Raw genomic sequence first — 20,188 nt, 5'->3', positions numbered from 1 at the left:
GAATGGGAAATTAAATAGTAGATGAGTGTATTAGTTGTGTTTTTTGTGGTTGTATTAGTAGTATTCTTTATATTTCGGCAGTTTGTTTCGATAAAGCGTATTAAAAGCAAAGAGGAGTATTTAGAGTATAAGCAAAAGCAAAAAGAATTATTAGAACAAGAAGAAGAGGAGTGGGATGATGAATTAATGGATAAAAAAAGCTTTGATTTTCTATTCATAGGGGCAGTTGCTACAATCTTATTTCTGGTATTTGGATTATTTACAGGAAACTCATTTTACTTTATTTTAGTTTTATTTATAATAACAGCTGCTCTGTATATTTATTATTTACCACCAAAGGATAAATTTTAAGTGTAAAATGACGTAACTTTTATTAGATACAGGTGTTTCTGTTTTACTTGTATTTACTGGTGTTTGGGGTAAAAAGTAGTTTTGTTGTTTTTTGAGAAAAAAAATATAAAAATATTTTTCTTTACAAATGGCTTATTTATAGTTATTTAAAAGGATTGGTCAAAAAAGGATTGAAAAAAAACGCAGATAGAGTTTGTATTTACAGAATATCGTTCTATATTTGCACTCGCAATAACGAAATGGCCATGTGGCGCAACTGAATAGCGCATCTGATTACGGCTCAGAAGGTTGCAGGTTTGAATCCTGCCATGGTCACAAAAAGTCAAATAGACTATTTAACGTTATTTCGGCCGCGTGGCGCAACTGAATAGCGCATCTGATTACGGCTCAGAAGGTTGCAGGTTTGAATCCTGCCGCGGTCACAAAAAGCTCATCATTTTGATGGGCTTTTTTTATTTATAACCTATTTTTGTTTGCTTCAAACCTACAACAAGATGACTAAGGAAAAGAATTACTTTAAGTTTTGGTGGAAATCAAGTAATGAACACGGGGTGCATTCTCCCTTTGTTTTTAATTTGTTGACTAAAGGTCTTTATCCTAAAGATTCGAGATGGAAGAAATTGGCAAAAAAAGAGGCGTTTCCTGAAAGGATATTAGCCTATTATGCACCAAAGCATATTGCCACTATTGGAATGGAGCAAGAAATAGCGGGTACTTCTGCTGTAGTTACTTGTTTTAAGCCCTCTCAGGGTAAAAGTGATTTGATTTGGATCGGTAGTTCGATTAGTCAGCAATCTGAGCTTACAAGTGATATTTTGTATGCAGCTATGCACAATGATACGGTCTTGATGTTTGATAGGAGAAAAGGGAATTCTGTAATTGACCAATTATGGGAAGATGTAGTTAATGATGAGCGTTTCATTGTAACTTTAGACTTTTATTATTTCGGTTTAGCTTTTATTAGATCAGAACAATTGAAGCAACATTTTACACTTCGAATGTAATTTTATAGACTTTAATGGTGGTAGTATAGATTAGCTTTAGTATTTTTAATGCTTGAGTTTGTGATGGCAGTAGTCTTTAAAGCGCTATTGCTGCTAAACTTGGTTAAAAGTAATGCTATTGCTATGAGAGAAACTATCATCGATGTAAAGGATATTAAACGCAACTTTAAGTTGGGAACAGAAACTGTCAAAGTTTTAAAAGGGGTAAATCTTCAGATTGAAAAAGGAGATTACGTTGCTCTAATGGGGCCTTCAGGATCTGGTAAATCCACTTTGATGAATATATTAGGTTGTTTAGATACCCCTTCTTCAGGTGAATATATCTTAAATGGCAAGGATGTCAGTTCTTTAAATGACGATCAACTTGCAGAAATTCGCAATAAGAATATCGGTTTTGTTTTTCAGACATTTAATTTATTACCACGTACAACAGCATTAGACAATGTTGCTTTACCGATGGTGTATGCGGGTTATTCAAAAGCTGAGCGAAATGAACGAGCAACGGAGGTTTTGACGCAAGTAGGGTTGAGTGATCGTATGGATCATCATCCTAACCAACTTTCAGGAGGGCAAAGACAACGTGTAGCGGTTGCAAGGGCATTGGTAAATAGACCAGCTATTATTTTAGCAGATGAACCAACAGGAAATTTAGATACGAAGACTTCGATTGAAATTATGGGATTGTTTGATGAAATTCACGCAAATGGAAACACTGTGATATTAGTTACCCACGAAGAAGATATTGCAGAACACGCTCATCGAATAATTCGCCTTAGAGATGGAGTAATAGAAAGTGATGAGCGAATAAAATAAGAGAGTTATTAAGTTTAATAATTTGTTGTAATTTGGTGGAGTTAACAATTAGGCTATAGACGATAAAATAGATGAAAGTATATACAAAAACAGGAGATAAAGGAACTACGGCATTGTTCGGAGGAACGCGTGTTCCAAAGCATCATATACGCATAGAAAGTTATGGGACAGTAGATGAATTGAATTCTTATATAGGATTAATTCGAGATCAAGAAATAAATCAATTGTATAAAAATGTTTTGATAGAAATACAAGATCGGTTATTTACTGTTGGAGCTGTTTTAGCTACTGATCCGGAGAAAGCAATTCTGAAAAATGGAAAAGAACGCTTAAATATTCCAAAAATAAGCGAGGCAGATATGGCGTTATTAGAGAATGAAATTGATAGAATGGAAGAAGCCCTATCACCTATGACCCATTTTGTGTTACCAGGTGGGCATACGACAGTGTCATTCTGTCATATTGCCAGATGTGTTTGTCGCAGAGCAGAGCGTCTGTCAGTACAATTGAATGAGGTTGAGCCTATAGATGAGTCTGTTTTAATGTATTTAAACCGACTTTCTGACTATCTATTTGTGTTGGCACGAAAGTTGACTTTTGATTTGGGTGCTGAAGAAGTAAAGTGGATTCCTCGTAAGGAATCATAAAAAATAAGATTTTATCTAAAAGTTATTTACTTTTAGAACGCTACGTTCTTAGAATTACACGAAATAAATAAAAAAAAGCTTGGTAATTTCATAATAAAAATTATTTTTGCATTAAAAATTAAAAACGAATAGAGATGTATTGGACATTAGAATTAGCATCTTATCTAAGTGATGCTCCATGGCCTGCTACTAAGGATGAACTTATTGATTATGCTATTAGAACGGGCGCTCCACTTGAGGTAGTTGAAAACCTTCAATCTATCGAAGATGAAGGGGAGATATACGAATCAATGGAAGAGATATGGCCAGATTATCCTACTGACGAAGATTATCTTTGGAACGAGGATGAGTATTAAGATACAAATTAAAAAAAGCCTTTTATAGAGGCTTTTTTTTTATTTAAGTTTACCTTTAGAAGTTAATAGAATAAAATCATATAAAGTTATGAGCCTGATAAACACTATATTAAAGGTATTTGTTGGTGATAAATCGGAAAGAGATATCAAAGCAATAAAACCATTAATTGAAAAAATAAAATCTTACGATTCAAGCTTGGCAAGTTTGTCAAATGACGAATTGAGAGCAAAGACTATCTATTTTAAAGAAAAAATACAACAGTCAAGAGCTAATCAAGATGAGAAAATTGCTTCTTACAAAGAAGAAATTGAGAAAACTCAGGATATCGATAAGAGAGAAGCTATTTATGCTAACATTGATAGCTTAGAGAAAGAGGCGTATAACAATTCAGAGAAGTTGTTAATGGATATTTTACCAGAAGCATTTGCTGTGGTAAAAGAAACTGCACGTCGATTTAAAGAAAATGAAACAGTTATTGTTACTGCTACACCAAAAGATATTGAGTTTGCAGAAACAAAACCTTATGTGACTATCGTTGGAGATAAAGCACATTGGGCAAATACTTGGACTGCTGCAGGAAAACAAGTTACTTGGGATATGGTTCACTACGATGTTCAGATGATCGGGGGGATTGTATTGCACGAAGGTAAAATTGCAGAGATGCAAACAGGGGAAGGTAAGACATTAGTTGCTACATCTCCATTGTACCTAAATGCATTGACAGGTAATGGTGTTCACTTGGTAACGGTGAATGATTATTTAGCAAAAAGGGATAGTCAGTGGAAAGCTCCTTTATTCGAGTTCCACGGTATGACTGTTGATTGTATTGATAATCACCAACCAAACTCTCCAGGAAGACGTGCTGCTTATGCTGCAGATATTACGTATGGTACAAATAACGAGTTCGGTTTTGACTACTTAAGAGATAATATGGCGCATTCGCCAGAAGAATTAGTTCAGAGAAAACACAATTTTGCAATTGTGGATGAGGTGGATTCTGTATTAGTAGATGATGCAAGAACACCATTGATTATTTCTGGACCAGTTCCTCAAGGAGATAGACACGAATTTAACGAGTTAAAACCACAGGTTGCCAACTTAGTTGAAATGCAAAGAAAACTTGCGAATGGTTTCTTAGCGGAAGCTAAAAAATTAATTCGTGAAGGAAATACAAAAGAAGGAGGATTTTTATTGTTAAGAGCGTATAGAAGTTTACCTAAGAATAAAGCGTTGATTAAGTTTTTAAGTGAAGAAGGTGTAAAACAACTACTTCAAAAAACTGAAAATCACTATATGCAGGACAACAATAGAGAAATGCATAAAGTTGATGAGGCTTTATATTTTGTTATTGAAGAGAAAAATAACCAAGTTCAGTTGACTGATAATGGTATTAAAGCGTTATCTCAAGATACAGATGAAAACTTCTTCATATTACCAGATATTGGAACTGAAATCTCGAAAATTGAGGCATTAAAATTGCCTAAAGAGCAAGAGGCAGAAGCAAAAGAAGCTTTATTCCAAGATTTCGGAATTAAGAGTGAGCGTATTCATACTTTAAGTCAATTATTAAAAGCATATACTGTATTTGAAAAAGATACTGAGTATGTAGTAATGGACAATAAGATTATGATCGTTGATGAGCAAACAGGTCGTATTATGGATGGACGTCGTTATTCAGACGGATTACACCAAGCGATTGAGGCTAAAGAAAACGTGAAAATTGAAGCAGCTACTCAAACATTTGCTACGATTACATTACAAAACTACTTCCGTATGTACAACAAGCTTGCTGGTATGACTGGTACAGCTACTACAGAAGCGGGAGAGTTTTTAGAAATTTATAAATTAGACGTGGTAGAAATTCCAACTAACCGTGGAATTGCTCGTCATGATAAAGAAGATAAGATTTATAGATCAGTACGTGAGAAATTTAAAGCTGTAATTGAAGACGTAGTTGAATTATCTAATGCTGGACGTCCAGTATTGATTGGTACTACTTCAGTTGAGATTTCTGAGTTATTGAGTAGATCTTTGAAAATGCGTGGAATTAAGCACAATGTATTAAATGCTAAATTACACAAACAAGAGGCTCAAATTGTTGAAGAAGCAGGACAACCAGGTATCGTAACTATTGCTACGAATATGGCAGGTCGTGGTACGGATATTAAATTATCTCAAGAGGTAAAAGACAGAGGTGGTTTAGCAATTATTGGTACAGAAAGACACGATTCACGTCGTGTTGACCGTCAGTTAAGAGGTCGTGCAGGACGTCAAGGAGATCCGGGAAGTTCACAGTTCTATGTTTCTTTAGAAGATAATCTAATGCGTTTGTTTGGTTCAGAACGTGTAGCTAAGATTATGGACAGAATGGGACTTGAAGATGGAGAGGTTATCCAACACTCAATGATGACTAAGTCTATTGAAAGAGCACAGAAAAAAGTAGAAGAGAATAACTTTGGTATTCGTAAGCGTTTATTAGAATATGATGACGTTATGAATGCACAACGTGAGGTGATTTACAAACGTAGAAAACACGCATTGTTTGGTGAGCGTCTTAAAGTGGATATCGCTAATATGATGTATGATTTATGTGAGCGTATTATCGACACGAATAAAATGGCAAATGATTATAAAAACTATGAGTTTGATATCATTCGTACTTTTGCTGTAAATACAATTGTTAGTGAAAGTGAGTTTGCAAAAGATGACGTTGTAACACTTGCTAATAAACAATATGAAATTGTATATAAAGCATACCAAGATAAATGTGCTCGTAGTGCTGCTGAAGCATTTAAAGTTATTAAAAACGTTTACGAAAATAATGAAGGACAATTTGAACGTATTGTAGTTCCATTTACAGATGGGGTTAAATCGGTTAATATTGTTACTAATTTAGAGGAGGCTTATCAAACACAAGGGATGTCTTTAATTGATGATTTTGAGAAAAACATTACCTTAACAATCTTAGATGATGCTTGGAAAAAGCACCTAAGAAAAATGGATGAGCTTAAACAATCAGTTCAGTTAGCTGTTCACGAACAAAAAGATCCATTGTTGATTTATAAATTCGAAGCTTTCGAATTATTCAAGAAAACAGTTAGTGAAATTGATTCAGAAGTAATGACTTTCTTGACAAGAGCTGATTTACCACAGCAACAAAAAGTGGAGGAAACACCTTCTATTGAAGAAGCATAGTATTCCGACTACATACCTATAAAAAAGGCTACGTTAATTTAACGTAGCCTTTTTTAATTTATTTCAGAGTGCTTTTGATGTTTTTAAGTGAAATAAGCCTTTTTAAGGCTGTGTTTTACTCTCTTTGGAATGTTTGTTTTGAAACGAAAGAAAGTTGGTTAAAGCTTTTAATATTTAAAATAGTGCGGTGTAGCAAGCAAATAGCCCGAATAAAATTCCAGGTGCATTTGCAGCAGTTAAAGGCCAGTCTTTTCTCAGTGCGCCATAAGTTACCCAGAGACTGCAATTGATTGCAGCTACTAAGGGCTGGATGTAATCGCCTTTATTTCCCTCTAAATTGGCTATAATTTGTGGTATGTAAGACACATACATAGCTACTGACATTATAGTAGCGATAACCCCAAGTACCTTAATAAACTTTGTGTCTTTGCTCTCTGAACTCATATTTTTTAATTTTAGTTAATGAATTGGATAATAGTAATTTAATACTTGTAAATTATGTAAAAAAAAGTACTTTTTCTAATGTAATAACGAAAATTTCAAAAGTAGTTATATGTCTTATATAAGAAGATTTAAACTGTCTAAGAAAGGATATAAAAAAGGCTTGACAATCTGTCAAGCCTTTTTTTGTATCAAAATGTGAGTTATTTTACTGTCATTTCTAATTCAAAAACTAAATCAGTATTCGGTGGAATAGGACCTGCACCTCTTTCACCATAAGCTAAATGAGCAGGGATAAAAACAATAGCTTTATCACCTATTTTCATTTGCTCAATACCTTCAATAAAACCTGGTATTAAACCAGTTTTAGTTCCATATTTAAAAGGAATAGGAATGTATTGATTATAAGCAGCTCTTCTTGCATCAAAGGTTCCAAAAGTTTTAGAAAGCTCTTCGTTGCTTGAATCGAACATAATTCCATTTTCAAAGAAACCGGCATAATCGATCAATACTTCTTGACCGATATTTGGCTTAGCACCTTCACCTTCTTTTACAATTACGTAAGATAAGCCAGAAGCAGTTTTTGTAGCTTTAGCTTTCAATTCAGTGATTTTATCAGCTTGTTCTTTCTTTGCTTTATTCAATTTATCTTCACTTTCTTTTTTTGAAGCAGCCTCTTCCTCAAAGTATTTTTTAAACACCTTAGCAGCATTGAATTTTTTAGCATTTTTACCGATTCTAATAATTTTGATAGATTCGATTTTGTCTCCTTGTTCAATCGCATCTACTACATCTTGTCCTTTAATTGTATAACCAAAAACAGAGTGCATATTATCAAGATGCGGAGTTGCTTTATGTGTAATAAAGAATTGACTTCCATTAGTAAAAGGTCCGCTATTAGCCATAGAAAGAGTACCCGCTTTATCGTGTTTTAAAGTTTCGTCAAACTCATCTTTAAATACATAACCTGGACCACCAGACCCCGTACCAGTTGGATCTCCTCCTTGGATAACGAAGTTAGAAACTACACGGTGAAAAGTAATTCCATCATAATATTTTTTGTCTTTGAATTGTGCATCTACAAAAGGATTGTTCCCTTCTGCAAGAGAAACGAAGTTAGCTACAGTTACAGGAGCTTTTTCATATTCTAATTCTGCTACAATAGTTCCTTTAGATGTTTTAATGTCTGCGTAAAGTCCATCAGGTAAATCAGCTTTAGGCGATGCACAAGATGAAATTAAAGCGACAATACTTAATACTAAACTTGTCATTTTTTTCATATTAGTTAATAATTTTTTTCAATAGATTGTAATTCGATTGTAAAGATTAGAGGTTGGTTTTTATCAATTTTTTGTTTGTCTCCTAAATAACTATAAGCTAAAATAGAAGGTGTAACAACTTTGATAGATTCATTTGATTTCATCAATTTTAAAGAGTGACGAAGAACAGGTAAAATATCTTCTTTATCAACGAGATAATTTAGTGTGCCAATATCGTTCTTTGTGTATAAAACACTATCTTGTAATGTGCTAATGTTATACGTATAAACAACTGTATTACCCGCAACAGGCCTAATAGAGTCCTTTAATTCTCTTTTTAAATAAGTGTACCAAAAGCCGTTTTTAGAATTGATGTACGTATTTTCAGGATGAGAGTCAATGTAATTGGTAATTAAATCTTCCTCGCTTTTAATTAACTCCATATTCATTTTAGCAGAAGAGTGTATTACATTCTCTTTTGATTTAGAAATTGGTTTTCTTGCAGGTTCATTTTGTGCACAACTAACAAAAAGGCTTAATAAAATAGGAAAACCTAAAAACTTAATACATTTAAACATAAAATTCGTTTTTGTGTTTTGATATAATTTCTTTGAATCTTTCGATTGTTTCTTGCAGTGATAAATTAGACTTACCACCAGCCGCATTAACGTGTCCGCCTCCTTCAAAGTATTTTCGAGCAAGTAAATTAACATCAAAATTACCTTGAGAACGCAGAGAAATTTTAATAATTCCCTCGTCTTTGCGCTCAATAAAGAATGAAGTTAAGTCAATTCCTTTAATTGACAAACCATAATTAACAACGCCTTCTGTATCCCCTTTAACGTGTTTGAATTCGTTTAGATCCTCATCCGTAAGGTATATATACGAAGTGTTTAGTTCAGGAAGCAATACCATATTTTGTAAAGCTCTACCTAAAAGCTGTAGTCTATTATAGCTACTATTGTCGAAAAGATTGTTGTGAATTTGTGGGTTATCAATTCCTTTGTCAATTAACGCAGCAATCACACGGTGAGTATTAGCATTCGTTTTAGGAAATCTAAAAGAGCCAGAATCTGTTACAATACCTGTATAAATACAAGTAGCAGCATCTTTATCAATATATTTAGTGAAGTTGATCTTGTCTAAGATTGTGTATAAAAGTTCACAAGTAGAACCAAATTCAGGATTAGAGAATGTTAATTCTGCAAAATTACCCGGCATTTGGTGATGATCAATCATCACAAAAGGATTTGGTAATTTTTGCAACATTTTCTCCATATCATCCCCTGTTCTAAGAAGAACATTAAAGTCTAATGTGAATATATAATCAGAGTCAGCGATAAGTTTAGAAGTACTTTCTCTATTTTTATCATAGATTAATATATCTTCACTTGCTGGCATCCAAGCTAAAAAATGTGGGAAATCGTTAGGAGCTACAACGTGTACATCATGTCCTATTTTTTTTAGAACATGATAAAGACCTAATGTTGAACCAATAGCATCCCCATCTGGATTTCTATGGGGAATAATAGTAATCTTTTTTGGTGAGTTTAGAATGCGTTCTAATGACTCTAAATTTTTTTCATTCATCATAATGCGAAAGTACATTATTTTGTGCTCAAAATAATGTGTTTTTCTTTAAAATGATATAAAACAAATAAATGAGTAGTGGTATAATACTATTGCGCTAAAGCTTTTAGTTCAGCTTTGTTTTTTAAGATGATTTTTTTACCAGAAAGTTCGATAATACCCTCTTTCTTAAGATCAGACAATAGTCTAATACAACTTTCAGTAGCTGTACCAACCATATTAGCTAAATCTTCACGTGAAAGTTGGATATTTAAAGCATTAGTTTCTTGGTTTGTACCACCAACTTCTTCAAGTTTTAAAAGAATAATAGCTAAACGTTCTTTCACTGTCTTATGGGTATGATCAGCTAAGCCTTTATCAGCGTCTTTTAAGTGGTTACAAATATCTCTGGTAACTAATAAAGAGAATTTATTGTTGTCAGTGAAGTAATCCATCATCTCCTTTTTAGGAATAAAACAGATTTGCATATCTTCAATAGCCGTAGCTGTAAGATTTGAAGTTTCTTCATTGATAATAGAACGTTGGCCAAGTAAGTCCCCGTCTTTAGCAAGTTTTACAATAGTGTCTTTACCGTTAGAGTTTAGTTTTGTCAATTTACAAAAACCATCTTTGATACAATACACACCATTAAGGTTATCACCTTCTGTAAAAATTGTCTCACCTTTTTTGACAATGAAGTGAGTTTTTGTTTCAGATATTGTTAAGAGTTCTTCCCTTGTTAATGCTTTTAAAGAACTAAACTCTCTAATTATACATTGCTCACATCTACCCATAACTAATAATTTGTGTTAAAAACTTTTTGCAAATGTACGTTTTTTTTATGATAAATATCATATATTCTGCTTTATTAAACGTAGACCTTTGTTAAAGGTATTTTGAGCATTTATTATGGATAAGAAGACGTGTTTTCATTGTGGTAATGAAGTTAACACATTCAACCGCATTGAATTTGATGAAAAGGAGTTTTGTTGCAATGGTTGCAAAACAGTTTACGAGATTTTTAGCGAAAACGATTTAGGGTGTTATTATGATATGGAGCTTACTCCTGGAGCAACTCCAGAAGATGCTAATGGTAAATATGACTTTTTAGACAAGGGAGATATCATTAATAAACTACTTGAGTTTAACGAAGGTAGTACTAATATTGTATCACTTTACATTCCTCATATACATTGTAGTTCTTGTATTTGGATATTAGAGAACTTACACCGTTTGAACGAAGGTGTGTTGCGTGTGTTGGTTAATTTTCCAGAGAAAAAAGCAACGATTACATTTAACTCAGATAAAGTTTCTTTAAAAGAGATTGTCTTGTTGTTAAACAAGATAGGATATGAGCCGTATATTAGTTTAAAAAACTATGAAGAGAAACCTCAGGCTGTAGATAGAAGCTTGATGTATAAGATTGGTATTGCCTTTTTTAGTTTTGGTAATGTGATGATGCTCTCGTTTCCTGAGTACTTTAATATTGATGATATTTGGATGCGTCAGTATAAAGATTTCTTTAGATGGTTAATCCTAATTTTATCTATGCCAGTTTTTCTTTATTCGGCATCTCCCTATTACGTAGCAGCGTGGAAAGGCATTAAAACTAAAAACTATACAATTGATATTCCAATGGCTTTGGGAATTATTGTGATGTTTTTACGTAGTACAATTGATATTGTATTTGATTTAGGACCTGGTTTTTTTGACAGTATGACTATGCTGGTTTTCTTTATGCTGTTAGGAAAATTATTTCAACAACGTACCTATAACTTTTTGTCTTTTGAGCGTGACTATAAATCGTATTTTCCAATTGCCATTACAAAATTAGGTGAAGGAAATATAGAAGAACCAGTTCAAGTATATGATGTTGAAAAAGGAGATAGGTTGTTGATAAGAAATCAGGAGTTAATTCCTGTTGATTCGATTTTAATTTCTGGTAGTGCTTTTATCGATTATAGTTTCGTAACTGGGGAGGCAATTCCGGTTGAAAAGAAATCAGGAGATAAACTATTTGCAGGAGGAAAGCAAGTAGGTGATGTTGTGGAGATAGAAGCAATCAATACAGTTTCACAAAGTTATTTGACACAATTGTGGAGTAATGATGTATTTCAGAAGAAAGTAGATATGAAATACAAGACAATTACGGATACGATAAGTCATTATTTTACACCTGTTTTACTAACAATTTCCATTTTAGCTTTTATCGGTTGGTCTTTTGTAGACTTGAATGCAGCATTTAATGTTTTCACAGCGATTTTAATTGTTGCCTGTCCTTGTGCATTAGCATTAACAGCACCTTTTACATTAGGGAATGCCATTCGCATTTATGGACGAAAGAAATTTTACTTAAAGAACGTTACTGTAGTAGAGCAAATGGCAAAAGTAAATACGCTTGTATTTGATAAAACAGGAACAATCACAACCAATGCATCATCAGCAGTTAAATATGTAGGCGGAGATTTATCCATACAAGAACAAAGTGATATTAGGAATATAATTCGCGCATCGAATCACCCATTAAGTAGAAAGTTATATAATTTTTTGACAACTAAAGTAGTTGTGAAGCCTGAGTTCTTTGAAGAAATCGCAGGAAAAGGGTTGATTGGAATTGTAAATGGGCAGAAGTATTTAATCGGTTCACCAATGTTGTTAGGAGAACAGAAGGAAAAAGTGTTAAATGAAACAGCCGTTCACATAAAGATAAATGATGAATATAAAGGGAAGTTTATTTTCGCTAATCATTACCGCGACGGACTAAGTGAATTGTTCTCGGAATTAGACTTAAGTGGTTATAAATTAGCTATTTTGTCTGGTGATAACGATGGAGAAGCAGCAGTTTTAAAAGAAATGTTGCCTAAAGGAACACAATTAGTATTTAATCAAAAGCCAGAAGAGAAGTTGGAATTTGTTAAGAAATTGCAGGAGTCAGGAGGGAACGTAATGATGGTAGGAGATGGACTTAATGATGCTGGAGCATTGGCACAGAGTAATGTAGGGGTTTCAGTATCTGAGAATGTCAATGTTTTTACACCAGCAAGTGACGGAATATTAGATGCTAAAATGTTTGGAAGTTTGGCGTCATTCTTAAAATACTCAAAGAATTCTGTTAAAATTATCAAATTAAGTTATACCTTAGCATTAACATATAATGTGATAGGTATCTCAGTATCAATTATGAATAAGATGTCGCCATTGGTGGCTGCAATCTTAATGCCTATAAGTACAATATCTATAATAAGTTTCGTAACAATTCTTAGTAATTATATGGCTAAGAAAAATATACGAAAAGGATAATAGAAAGATTTAGAATATGATACTTATCATATTTTAGAGGAATGGGATATGTTAATTTTGTAATGTAAATAAAAGGTATGAGTGTTATTTATTTCTTAATCAGTATCAGCGTTGTTGTTGCTGGTATCTTTCTATACTTGTTCATCAAGTCCGTTAAGAGTGGACAGTTTGATGACTCGTATACTCCATCGGTACGTATGTTATTTGACGATGAAGTAAAAATCACCTCAAAAGATTTGAAAGAAAAAAAGACTAACAATAAAAATCAAAAAGAAAATCAAATATAAACAACTATGGAAGTGCAACAATTTTATTATGACAACAAAATTGTAAAGAAATTTCTTTACGCTTCGATATTTTTTGGAGCAGTAGGGATGCTAGTAGGGTTACTGTTAGCAGTGATGTTTATATTTCCTAACTTAACCGATGGAATATCGTTCTTAAGTTTCGGGAGATTACGTCCTCTACACACAAATGCGGTAATTTTCGCATTCGTTGGTAACGCTATTTTTGGCGGTATTTATTACTCTTTACAAAGGTTATGTAAAGCCAGAATGTACAGTGATTTTTTAAGTAATCTTCACTTTTACGGATGGCAATTAATCTTAATAGGTGCAGTAATTACTTTGCCATTAGGGTTCACAACATCAAAAGAGTATGCCGAGTTAGAATGGCCAATTGATATTGCAATTGCAATTATTTGGGTAACATTTGGTATAAACATGATTATGACAATCATTAAGAGAAGAGAACGTCATATTTATGTTGCTATTTGGTTCTACTTAGCTACATTCGTTACGGTAGCAGTACTTCACATCTTTAACTCATTAGAGTTGCCTGTGAGTGCTTTCAAATCTTACTCAGTTTATGCTGGGGTACAAGATGCATTAGTTCAATGGTGGTATGGACATAACGCAGTAGCGTTCTTCTTAACAACACCGTTCTTAGGGTTAATGTATTACTACTTGCCAAAAGCTGCTAATAGACCAGTTTATTCTTATAGACTTTCTATTATTCACTTCTGGTCATTAATTTTCTTATACATCTGGGCGGGACCTCACCACTTATTGTATTCAGCTTTACCTGAATGGGCACAAAACTTAGGAGTAGTATTCTCTGTTATGTTGATTGCTCCATCTTGGGGAGGTATGATTAATGGTTTGTTAACTCTTCGTGGAGTATGGGATAAAGTAAGAGTAGATCCTGTTTTAAAATTCTTCGTTGTAGGTATTACTGGATATGGTATGGCTACTTTTGAAGGACCAATGTTATCATTGAAAAACGTAAACGCTATTGCTCACTTTACTGACTGGATCGTAGCTCACGTACACGTTGGTGCATTAGCTTGGAATGGATTTATGACATTCGGTATGGTTTATTGGTTAATTCCAAGAATGGTAAAAACAGATTTATATTCTAAAGCATTAGCTAACTTCCACTTCTGGATTGGTACTTTAGGTATTATTTTATATGTGATTCCATTGTATGTTGCAGGTTTCTCTCAACACTTAATGTGGAAAGACTTTAATCCAGATGGAACATTAAAATATGGTAACTTCTTAGAAACTGTTACTGCTATTTTACCAATGTATGCGATGCGTGCAATTGGAGGTACATTATACTTAGCAGGGGTACTTGTATTAATTTACAATATCTATAAAACAGTTAAAGCTGGTCAGCCAGTAGAAGATGAATTAGCTGAAGCACCTGCATTAACAAGAATTTCTGCAGGAAGATTAAAAGGAGAAGGATGGCACGTATGGTTAGAAAGAAGACCAATTCAGTTTACTATTTTAACTACAATTGCTATTTTAATTGGAGGTATGGTTCAGATTATACCAACAATCTTCGTGAAGTCGAATATTCCAACTATTACAAGTGTTAAACCATATACACCATTAGAGTTAGAAGGTCGTGACTTATATATTAGAGAAGGTTGTGTTGGATGTCACTCTCAACAGATTCGTCCTTTCCGTTCAGAAGTTGAAAGATACGGTGAGTATTCAAAATCAGGAGAGTATGTTTACGATCACCCATTCTTATGGGGGTCTAAGAGAACAGGTCCAGATTTAATGCGTGTTGGAGGTAAATATTCTGATAGCTGGCATTATAATCACATGTTTGACCCGCAATCAACATCTCCAAACTCTATTATGCCAGGTTATAAATGGTTATTTGCTAACAAAGCAAAAGATTATTCTGACATTGAGAAAAAAATGAGCGTAATGAGAACATTAGGTGTTCCTTATACTGATGAAGATATTGCTAATGCAAGAGCTTCTATTAAAGCGCAAGCAGAAGGAATAGCACTTAATTTAGAAGGCGATCCAGATTATGTTAAATCATATGAGGATAGTAAAAAACGTGCTGAAGCAAAAGGAGAAGAGTTTGTTCCAATGAGCGAACGTGAAATTGTAGCAGTAATTGCTTACTTACAACGTTTAGGTACAGATATTAAAGAAAGAGTAGAAGAATAATATAAAAAAGTGAATCAATATGCTAAAGTTCATTAAACATAATATGGAAACGATTGGAGGGATTGAAATCTTCCCAATTATTTCGCTACTCATTTTCTTTACTTTCTTTGTTGGACTTTTTATATGGGTTGCTACCTATAAAAAAGATACAATAGAAGAATTAAGCAATATGCCATTCATGGATGATGAAGAGCAAAATGTTGATCCTAATTCAAATTAATTATGAAGAAGTTTTTTCCAGTATATGTTAGAGTACCTCTTTTATTCGCGATTTTCTTTTTCGCAATAGAATGGATAATAGGGGGAGAAAGTGGCAAGCCTGCATTTATGGAACATCCAGTTGTTCTAATCTTATTAGGTTTGTTCTTATTTGCTTTGATTGCTGTAGAAATTGTAGCATCGGCAACAAATAAGATTCTGGATCGTTTAATGACGCCAGAAGAAAGAGCTGCAAAAGCTAAAGAAGAGAGTCTTCCTTTTGCTGAGTCTCCATGGGTTAAGAGGTTAATGAAGAAATTAACTAAGACGAAAGAAATCCATGAAGAAAGTGATATCATGATGGATCATGATTATGATGGAATTAAAGAGTTAGATAATGATTTACCGCCTTGGTGGGTTGGGTTATTCTACGTAACGTTCATTTTTGCTGTAATTTACTTATTAAGATTCCACGTATTTGACGGAGATAGTCAAGTTGTTGAGTATGAAAAAGAGATGATTGCTGCTAAAGAACAAGTAGAAGAATATAAGAAAACAGCACCAGATATGTTAACTGCAGATCAAGCTGTATTCTCTGATGACCCTGCTGTATTGGCTGCTGGTAAACAGCTTTTCGATACAAACTGTGCAATGTGTCACAAAGCAGATGGTGGAGGAGCAATTGGGCCTAACTTAACAGACGATCATTGGATTTTAGGTGGAGGTATGAAAAATGTGTTCAACACTATTTCTGAAGGAGGTCGTCCAGGAAAAGGGATGGTGCCTTGGAAATCAAACTTCAAACCATCTGAAATTGAAAAAATTGCATCTTATGTAATTTCTCTAAATGGTACTACTCCAGCAGAAGCAAAAGCTCCAGAGGGAGATATCATCTGGTCAAAGGCTGAATTAGCAAATGAAGGAGGAGAAGCAGAAGCTGCTCCTGCTGAAGAAAATACAGAAGCTTCTAGCGACAATACAGAAGTTTCGGCTGAATAAGTCAGTAGATAATAAATGTTCTTTTTGAGCAGATTTAAACTACAATAAAATATAAAAGGCTGAGTAGAGGTAACTCGCTCAGCCTTTTTTTAAAAACACAATACTATGGCTACAGAAAAAGATGAGAGTTTCCGTGACTCCATAGGTACTATTGGTAAAGATGGGAAAAGAGTATTTCTTCACCCTAAAAAGCCTTCAGGACCTTTTTATAACAAACGTAAAATAGTTAGTTATTTATTAATTGCTTTTCTATTTGCGGCTCCATTTATTAAATTGAATGGAAATCAGTTTTTATTATTTAATGTAATAGATAGAAAGTTCAACATTTTTGGTTTTCCTTTTTGGCCACAAGATTTTTATTTAGTGGTAATTTCATTAATCATTGGTGTTGTTTTTGTTACTTTATTTACAGTTTCTTTTGGTCGTATTTTCTGCGGTTGGATATGCCCACAGACTATTTTTATGGAAATGGTTTTTAGACGTATCGAATATTGGATTGACGGAGATAGAGGAGCTCAGATGAGGTTAGAGAAACAACCTTGGAATGGTGAGAAAATTAGAAAGCGCTTGACTAAATGGTTTATTTTCTTCTTGATTTCATTTGCAATTGCAAATGTATTTTTAGCTTACATTATTGGATCAGATGATGTGATACAAATGATGAAAGAAGGACCTTCTAATCATATTGGAAGATTTATTGGATTATTGATATTTACGACAGTTTTCTACTTTGTATTTACTTGGTTTAGAGAACAAGTATGTGTGATTGCTTGTCCTTATGGTCGTTTACAAGGGGTTTTATTAGATAATAAATCTATTATTGTAGCTTACGATCACGTAAGAGGAGAAGGAGAGAATGGTCGAGCTAAGTTTAGAAAAGATGTTGATCGTCAAGCAGCAGGAATAGGTGATTGTATCGATTGTAAGCAATGTGTAAATGTTTGTCCTACAGGGATTGATATTCGTAATGGTACTCAATTAGAATGTACAAACTGTACTGCTTGTATTGACGAGTGTGATCATATGATGGAAAGTGTTGGGTTGCCAAAAGGTTTAATTCGCTACGCTTCAGAAGAAGAAATTACAGAGAATAAGAAGTTTGAGTTTACTCCAAGACAGAAAGGATATACAGCTGTTTTAGGAATTTTATCTTTCATTTTAATAGGATTATTATTTTTAAGAACAGATGTTGAAGCGACTGTTTTACGTGTTGCAGGACAAACTTACGAGCATAAAGGTGAGAACCTAAGTAATGTTTATACATTCAAAGTTGTTAATAAAACAATGCGTGATTTTGAAGACATTACTTTTAAACTAAAAGAGCCTGAGCAAGGAGAGATTATTTTAGTAGGGAAACCTATTATTAAAGTAGAAAAAGAAGGTTATGCTGAAGGAACAATGTTTATTGAAGTACCTCAATATTTATTAGAAAGCCACCGTACTAAAGTCAAAATCGAAGTGTATGATGGGGATAAATTGATACAAACAACTTCAACAAACTTCCTTGGGCCAAGAACATTAGATTAATTTAAAATTTGTTAGGTATGAAATTTAATTTTGGAACAGGAATTGTAATTGCTATGGGGTTATTCATGGTGTTTATATTACAATATGTTATAAGAGTTCAAGTTAATCCGAAGTTTGATAATGAGTTAGTTACAGAAAACTATTATCAACAAGAGATAGAAGTTGATGGAAGACATGATAGAGAAGTTGCGGCTTTGAAATTATCTCGTCCAGTTGGAATAGAAGTGTCATCAGAAGGTGTTGTTGTTTCATTTCCTAAAGAGTTTGATTATAAAAAAATTACCGGTAAAATATTCCTATATAGACCGTCTAACCAGAAATTAGACTTTGATATTCCTATATCTTTGTCTTCTTCCAATTTGCTCATACCTAACACAAATTTGGTAGACGGTCGTTGGGATATTGCTATCGAATGGAATTATGAGGGTTCTGATTATAGAAATATAGATAAGTTAACAGTTAAATAATTTAAACGTGATTACTGCACTTATTTTTGGGTTAGTCAGCAGTCTACATTGTATAGGTATGTGTGGACCAATTGCTATGATATTACCTGTTTCTAAGAACAATCAATCTAAAAAGGCTATGCAGATATTCACCTATCATATAGGTAGAATATCTGCATATTCTATTTTAGGACTTGTCTTTGGACTTTTTGGTAAAGGATTGTACATTGCTGGACTTCAACAGCAAATGTCAATTGTAGTTGGTATTTTAATGATTTTATTCGTCTTGATACCACAAAATAAGCTGGGGAGTTTAAATTTTTTAAAACCTATATATAAGCTTACAAGTAAATTAAAGAAAGCATTGGGTTCTCAGTTTAAAAAGCAAGATGTTAAGTCTTTATATATGATTGGATTTTTTAATGGCTTTTTACCTTGTGGAATGGTGTATGTTGCTCTTTTTGGAGCATTAGCTACGCAGAATATAGCTTTAGGGATGCTTTATATGGTGTTATTTGGTATAGGTACAATTCCTTTAATGAGTTCGGTAGTTTATGTTAGAGATTTATTCTCTACGAAGGTTAGAAATGCTATAATGAAGTACTATCCATTTATTATTGTTCTTTTTGGAATGCTATTTATATTAAGAGGATTAGGATTAGATATTCCATTTATATCTCCTGATAACTTAAATTTATTTGTTAGAGGTGAGGCAAATTGTTAGTTTGTTAATGACTTGTAATCAGTGTGTTGTGTTTTTGTGTCCATAAAAAATAAAAAAAGTTACTTTTTTAAGTGACTTTTCTACTATAAGGTTGTCTTAATAATAACAAACAGATAAAAGTGTTTTAAAATGCTATGAAAAGAAACTAAATACATTGTTCTGTTTGTCTTAGTACTTTGATAAAATGTATTAAGATTGCTATGAAAAGAGAATACAAAAAAAAGGTAACTTATATAAGTTACCTTTTTTTTTACTTTATAATTAGCTCTTGACGTTTTAAATAATCAACAGCATGTCTTCCTTCGTTGAACAATAAATCCAAAATACTCAAGTTATTTAGGAATCCGTGTTTCTCATCAAAAACCTGAATATAACTTTCAAAAGAATTAATGTCTTTTTTACCATTAACTAATGATCTAAAATCAGATATATCTTCAGTCAAGTCTTTTTCAAACTCAATTGTTTTTTCAAACGGAATAGAAATACCTAAACAAGAATTAACAACTTCATGTATTTGTAAATTTAAGTCTAACATAAAGTCATGTTTTCCTTCGAAAATAGCACGTATATCGTCTTCAAAGTACTCAAAGTAAGGAGAAGTTCTATACGCAGCTTCTAAGCTCTTAAAATGCTGTTTTTGCCATCCAAAAGCATGCTCAATTCTTGTGTCTTTAAATTTCCTGTGCTTATCATCGCTGTGCTTAACTGGTATATTCAACATTTGAATTCCATTAGCACTATAGATATACATTCTATTTCTGTTCGTTTGTTTCTGAAAATTATCTTCTACTTCAAACATTACACTGTCAGCCTGTAACATAGCTACATAATGGCTAACAGAAGCAAAGTAAGTAGGATGAATAAGAATGTTATTCATTTTA

Annotated in this window: 20 protein-coding genes and 2 tRNA genes; 16 read left to right on the top strand and 6 right to left on the bottom strand. The window is 33.2% G+C overall.

Annotation, left to right across the window (positions count from 1 at the left end):
- The first annotated feature begins 21 nt into the window (after positions 1-21).
- The 8 genes from BLT46_RS08575 (at position 22) to secA (ending at position 6,367) form a co-directional block, all read left to right on the top strand.
- Positions 22-351, top strand: coding sequence for a hypothetical protein (locus tag BLT46_RS08575; protein WP_090409200.1), 330 nt, complete (start codon positions 22-24; stop codon positions 349-351).
- A 241-nt stretch (positions 352-592) separates the two neighbouring features.
- Positions 593-666: transfer RNA gene (locus BLT46_RS08570), tRNA-Arg, on the top strand.
- A 33-nt stretch (positions 667-699) separates the two neighbouring features.
- A tRNA-Arg gene (locus tag BLT46_RS08565) sits at positions 700-773 on the top strand.
- Positions 774-845: 72 nt separating this feature from the next.
- A complete protein-coding gene (locus BLT46_RS08560) occupies positions 846-1,355 on the top strand; it encodes a hypothetical protein (RefSeq protein WP_090409197.1) in 510 nt (169 codons plus the stop codon).
- A 123-nt stretch (positions 1,356-1,478) separates the two neighbouring features.
- Complete coding sequence (locus tag BLT46_RS08555) at positions 1,479-2,168, top strand: ABC transporter ATP-binding protein (protein ID WP_090409260.1); 690 nt, start codon at positions 1,479-1,481, stop codon at positions 2,166-2,168.
- A 71-nt stretch (positions 2,169-2,239) separates the two neighbouring features.
- A complete protein-coding gene (locus tag BLT46_RS08550) occupies positions 2,240-2,815 on the top strand; it encodes a cob(I)yrinic acid a,c-diamide adenosyltransferase (RefSeq protein WP_090409194.1) in 576 nt (191 codons plus the stop codon).
- Between the two features lie 134 nt (positions 2,816-2,949).
- Positions 2,950-3,171 carry a DUF2795 domain-containing protein gene (locus BLT46_RS08545; RefSeq protein ID WP_002986941.1) on the top strand — a complete coding sequence of 74 codons (222 nt, stop codon included), beginning with the start codon at positions 2,950-2,952 and terminating at the stop codon, positions 3,169-3,171.
- Positions 3,172-3,259: 88 nt separating this feature from the next.
- Positions 3,260-6,367, top strand: a complete 3,108-nt coding sequence (gene secA, locus BLT46_RS08540) for a preprotein translocase subunit SecA (RefSeq protein WP_090409191.1) — start codon at positions 3,260-3,262, stop codon at positions 6,365-6,367.
- 174 nt (positions 6,368-6,541) lie between these two features.
- On the opposite strand, the gene BLT46_RS08535 is transcribed toward secA, so the two are convergent.
- From BLT46_RS08535 to BLT46_RS08515, 5 genes are all read right to left on the bottom strand, one after another.
- Positions 6,542-6,811 carry a SemiSWEET family transporter gene (locus BLT46_RS08535; protein WP_090409188.1) on the bottom strand — a complete coding sequence of 90 codons (270 nt, stop codon included), beginning with the start codon at positions 6,809-6,811 and terminating at the stop codon, positions 6,542-6,544.
- 200 nt (positions 6,812-7,011) lie between these two features.
- Positions 7,012-8,088 carry a peptidylprolyl isomerase gene (locus tag BLT46_RS08530; RefSeq protein ID WP_090409185.1) on the bottom strand — a complete coding sequence of 359 codons (1,077 nt, stop codon included), beginning with the start codon at positions 8,086-8,088 and terminating at the stop codon, positions 7,012-7,014.
- A gap of 5 nt (positions 8,089-8,093) precedes the next feature.
- Entirely contained in the window at positions 8,094-8,645 is a 552-nt protein-coding gene (gene gldI / locus BLT46_RS08525) for a gliding motility-associated peptidyl-prolyl isomerase GldI (protein WP_090409182.1), read from the bottom strand.
- Positions 8,638-9,660: a DHH family phosphoesterase gene (locus BLT46_RS08520; protein WP_090409179.1), complete on the bottom strand. Its 1,023-nt coding sequence runs from the start codon at positions 9,658-9,660 to the stop codon at positions 8,638-8,640. The genes gldI and BLT46_RS08520 overlap by 8 nt, the downstream gene beginning before the upstream one ends.
- A gap of 86 nt (positions 9,661-9,746) precedes the next feature.
- Positions 9,747-10,430 carry a Crp/Fnr family transcriptional regulator gene (locus BLT46_RS08515; protein WP_090409176.1) on the bottom strand — a complete coding sequence of 228 codons (684 nt, stop codon included), beginning with the start codon at positions 10,428-10,430 and terminating at the stop codon, positions 9,747-9,749.
- A 115-nt stretch (positions 10,431-10,545) separates the two neighbouring features.
- On the opposite strand from BLT46_RS08515, the gene BLT46_RS08510 reads away from it, so the two are divergent.
- From BLT46_RS08510 to BLT46_RS08475, 8 genes are all read left to right on the top strand, one after another.
- Complete coding sequence (locus BLT46_RS08510; RefSeq protein WP_090409172.1) at positions 10,546-12,936, top strand: heavy metal translocating P-type ATPase; 2,391 nt, start codon at positions 10,546-10,548, stop codon at positions 12,934-12,936.
- Between the two features lie 77 nt (positions 12,937-13,013).
- The gene (ccoS, locus tag BLT46_RS08505) at positions 13,014-13,223 is read left to right on the top strand and encodes a cbb3-type cytochrome oxidase assembly protein CcoS (RefSeq protein WP_090409169.1); all 210 of its coding nucleotides are present in this window, start codon (positions 13,014-13,016) and stop codon (positions 13,221-13,223) included.
- Positions 13,224-13,229: 6 nt separating this feature from the next.
- Positions 13,230-15,413 (top strand): cytochrome-c oxidase, cbb3-type subunit I, encoded by a 2,184-nt coding sequence (gene ccoN, locus BLT46_RS08500; RefSeq protein WP_090409166.1) that lies wholly within the window; start codon positions 13,230-13,232, stop codon positions 15,411-15,413.
- Between the two features lie 19 nt (positions 15,414-15,432).
- Complete coding sequence (locus BLT46_RS08495; protein WP_090409163.1) at positions 15,433-15,633, top strand: CcoQ/FixQ family Cbb3-type cytochrome c oxidase assembly chaperone; 201 nt, start codon at positions 15,433-15,435, stop codon at positions 15,631-15,633.
- A gap of 2 nt (positions 15,634-15,635) precedes the next feature.
- Positions 15,636-16,610 carry a cbb3-type cytochrome c oxidase N-terminal domain-containing protein gene (locus BLT46_RS08490; protein ID WP_090409160.1) on the top strand — a complete coding sequence of 325 codons (975 nt, stop codon included), beginning with the start codon at positions 15,636-15,638 and terminating at the stop codon, positions 16,608-16,610.
- Between the two features lie 105 nt (positions 16,611-16,715).
- Positions 16,716-18,137: a cytochrome c oxidase accessory protein CcoG gene (gene ccoG / locus BLT46_RS08485; protein ID WP_090409157.1), complete on the top strand. Its 1,422-nt coding sequence runs from the start codon at positions 16,716-16,718 to the stop codon at positions 18,135-18,137.
- Between the two features lie 17 nt (positions 18,138-18,154).
- Positions 18,155-18,604, top strand: coding sequence for a FixH family protein (locus tag BLT46_RS08480; protein ID WP_090409154.1), 450 nt, complete (start codon positions 18,155-18,157; stop codon positions 18,602-18,604).
- 7 nt (positions 18,605-18,611) lie between these two features.
- Positions 18,612-19,307, top strand: coding sequence for a sulfite exporter TauE/SafE family protein (locus BLT46_RS08475; RefSeq protein WP_090409151.1), 696 nt, complete (start codon positions 18,612-18,614; stop codon positions 19,305-19,307).
- 250 nt (positions 19,308-19,557) lie between these two features.
- On the opposite strand, the gene BLT46_RS08470 is transcribed toward BLT46_RS08475, so the two are convergent.
- Positions 19,558-20,184, bottom strand: a complete 627-nt coding sequence (locus BLT46_RS08470) for a WbqC family protein (RefSeq protein ID WP_090409148.1) — start codon at positions 20,182-20,184, stop codon at positions 19,558-19,560.
- Positions 20,185-20,188: the final 4 nt, after the last annotated feature.

This window comes from Myroides phaeus (genome assembly GCF_900099675.1).
In the GTDB taxonomy this organism is placed as follows: Bacteria; Bacteroidota; Bacteroidia; order Flavobacteriales; family Flavobacteriaceae; genus Flavobacterium; species Flavobacterium phaeum.
Note: the sequence above shows the minus strand (reverse complement) of the source record. Positions and strands in the feature narration are given on the sequence as shown.